This window comes from Spirillospora sp. NPDC049652, assembly GCF_040675125.1.
GTDB lineage: Bacteria > Actinomycetota > Actinomycetes > Streptosporangiales > Streptosporangiaceae > Spirillospora.
Map to the genome: position 1 here is coordinate 1 of NZ_JBFAOF010000881.1, position 3028 is coordinate 3028.

General features: G+C 75.5%; 2 protein-coding genes and 2 pseudogenes. 3 read left to right on the forward strand and 1 reads right to left on the reverse strand.

The window, feature by feature from the left end; genetic code table 11:
• Positions 1 to 281 (forward strand): annotated as a pseudogene (locus AB0J52_RS34265) (LysR family transcriptional regulator); the annotation flags it as partial.
• The gene (locus AB0J52_RS34270) at positions 278 to 1201 is read left to right on the forward strand and encodes a serine hydrolase (protein ID WP_500187047.1); all 924 of its coding nucleotides are present in this window, start codon (positions 278 to 280) and stop codon (positions 1199 to 1201) included. The pseudogene AB0J52_RS34265 and the gene AB0J52_RS34270, both read left to right, overlap by 4 nt.
• A 296-nt stretch (positions 1202 to 1497) precedes the next feature.
• Here the strand turns inward: AB0J52_RS34270 and AB0J52_RS34275 are convergent, their stop codons facing one another.
• Complete coding sequence (locus AB0J52_RS34275; RefSeq protein WP_500187048.1) at positions 1498 to 2076, reverse strand: DinB family protein; 579 nt, start codon at positions 2074 to 2076, stop codon at positions 1498 to 1500.
• A gap of 189 nt (positions 2077 to 2265) precedes the next feature.
• On the opposite strand from AB0J52_RS34275, the pseudogene AB0J52_RS34280 reads away from it, so the two are divergent.
• A pseudogene (locus AB0J52_RS34280) lies at positions 2266 to 3028 on the forward strand (hypothetical protein); the annotation flags it as partial.

Genomic DNA, 3028 nt, shown 5'->3' on the forward strand with positions numbered 1-3028 from the left:
GGAACGCCGGGCCCGGCGGCGGCGCGTTCGGGGGCGGAGCGTCCGGGGGCGCATCCGGGGGTGGGGCGTCTGGAGGTGGGGCCGTGTGGCGGCCGCTGGCCGCGGGGGCGCCGGTGCTGCGCACCTCGTGCGCCTGGCGGCGCGACGCGGGAGACGGTCCGGTGGCAGACTTCGCGGCCGTGACCACCGACGTCCTGCGCGAGGTCGCCGCGATGCGGCCGCTCGACGCCGTCCCGCCGCGCCGGGTCGTGCTGCGCCCGTCCTCCGGGTTCCTGGCATGACCGGGCAGGCGCGCGACGGCGCGTCCGCCCTGGAGCGCGAGGCGGTGCGGGAGATCGAGCGGGCGTTCCGCGAGGCGGACGTGTCCGGCCGCCTGCACGCGGTCGACATCGACAGCGGGCGGGAGCTCGGCGTCGGCGCGGACGACCCGGTCGTGCTCGCCTCGGTCTACAAGGTGCCGCTGCTGGTGGCGTTCTTCCGGCTGGCCGCGCGGGGCGCCCTGGACCCGGCCGAGCGGATCACGCTGCGCCCGGACGAGCGGACCGAGGGCGGCACCGGCCTGTCGGTCATGCTGGACGACGTGACGATGTCGCTGCGCGACCTGGCCTTCCTGATGATCACGGTCAGCGACAACGCGGCGGCCGACGCCGTCTACGCCCGGGTCGGACGGGACGCGACCAACACCGCCCTCGACGAGCTCGGCCTGCGCGGCGTCCGGGTGACCGGCGACGGCCGGGACATGTTCGACGCGCTGCTCGCCGACTCCGGCAAGGGCAGCCTCGGCGAGGTGTGGCAGCACGCCGACGAGCCCGGCATGCTCGACCGGCTGGGCCCGCTCGACCCGTCCCGCACCAGCGCCGGGACGCCCCGCGAGCTCACCCGGCTGCTGTCGCTGATCTGGCGCGACCGGGCCGCGCCCGCGGCCGAGTGCGCGCTGATGCGCCGGATGCTCGGGCACCAGGTGTGGCCGCACCGGCTGTCTGCGGGCTTCCCCCGCGACGACATCCGGGTGAGCGGCAAGACCGGGACGCTGCTGACCCTGCGGAACGAGATCGGCGTCGTGGAGTACCCGGACGGCGGGCGCTACGCCGTCGCGGTCTTCACCCGCGCGGCCGAGCCGGTGGCGGTCGCTCCGCGCGCGGACGCGGTGATCGGCGCCGCGGCCAGGATCGCGGTGGAGGCCCTGCGCCGCGCCGGCTGACCCCCACCGTCCCGCGACGCGGCGGGCTGCCGCACCCGGCACCTGAACGGCCGGCTCCTGAACGGCCGGCTCCTGAACGGCCGGCTCCTGAACGGCGGGATCCCGAACGGCCGGCACTCGAACGGCGGGATCCCGGACGGTGGGATGCCGTCCGGGATCCGCGCTGAGGGAGTGCCCGGCCGTACGCAGCGGTCGTTCAGCGGCCGGGCCAACGCTCGGCGCCCGCCAACCCCCTGGCGGCATGCCGACGCCCGCGACCCTGGCACGAGTCGATCAACGTTGGATTACCGCGCAGGTCAGGCGGGCTTCTCCGGGGTCCAGGGCGTCATCCAGGGGGACGGCGGCCAGTTCTCGGCGGCGGCCATCAGCGGGAAGGCGGTCGCGCCGTCGATCGACTCGCGGACGATGTCGGCGTGCCCGGCGTGCCGCGCCGTCTCGTGGATCAGGTGCAGCAGCACCCAGCGGACCGACCAGGCGTCGGCGTCCTGCGGGAACCAGGGCACGCCCTTCGGGATCGGCACCGGGTATCCGAGGTCGTCGATCCCGCCGACGACGCGGTCGGTGCGCTCGGCGGCGCGCTCGTAGTCGGCGAGCACGCCCGCCAGGGTCTCGTCCGGGCCGAGGACGAAGCTCCGCGCGTACGCGTCCGGGTCCTGGTCGCGCGGCAGCCGCTCGACCATGTCCATCCAGGTGTGCTCCACGCGCGCGAGGTGCTTGATCAGGCCGCCGACGCTCAGCGAGCCGGCGGTCGGCGTGAGCCGCGCCTGCTCGTCGGTGAGCCCGTGCGCGGCGACGCGCAGCACGTGCCGCTCGTGGTCCAGATAGGCCGTCAGGCCGTCGCGTTCGTTCTCGACCGGACGCACGGTTCCCGGCATGTCACATCCTCCGCTTGGCGCAACTCCGAAGCGGTGCCATCCTCGCACCCCCTCCCCGGCCTCGGCCGACCGGTCCCGGCGGCCGGTCCCGGGCGGCCGGTGCCGGACGGGGAGGTCCGAGACCGGACCGGCGACACGTCCGGAAACGTAGGCTGTACCCCTGTTTTGGACGTCCCTGGGGAGAATGCGTTGCGGTTGCCGGAGCACCTGGAACTGCTGCTCACCGACGAGCCGGTCCTGGACGTGTACGCGCACGGCCCGTGGCGTGTCCCGGACGGGCTGTTCGAGGAGGTCACCGCCCGGATCGACGCGCTCGCCGCGGACCCCCGCGCGGCCGGCCTGACGACCGACGAGCACAAGCTGCTCACGCTGCCCGCCTCCCTGGTGACCGCGGAGATCTTCGCGATCCTGGCCTTCCTCCCGGGCGGCGGCGCGATCAAGGCCGGCTCCTGGTCGCAGCTCCCCGAGCGGCTGCTGTACAAGCACCTGGCGAACCCCGCGCCGCTCAGCACCCGGATGACCCGCTGCGACGCGCCCGGCGGGCGGTGGCGTCCGCCGCTGGACTGGCTGGTCGAGGCCCCGGACCGGGAGCTGGCGATCGAGCTGGCCCGCGAGTGCCTGGTCGCGCTGGAGGGCATCGAGCCGCTGGAGGACCGCCGCCGCGCGCTGGTCGAGCTGTACGACGCGCCCCCGCCCGGCGAGGTCGACCTGCCGAAGATGGAGCTGCGCGAGCAGTGGCACGCGCACGCCCCCGAGAGCGTGCTGGCGGCCGTCCCGGAGCTGCTCGGCCCGGTCGGGTACCTGGAGTGGGTCTGTGAGGGGCTGCTCGCCGCCCGCGAGCACCTGGCGGCCGTCGCGCCGCGCGAGGAGTCGGTCGAGACCCACCTCGTCCAGCTGCTGCTCCAGGGCAGCATGGAGCACGTCCCGCCGGAGCTGGCGGTCGCGGTCGGCG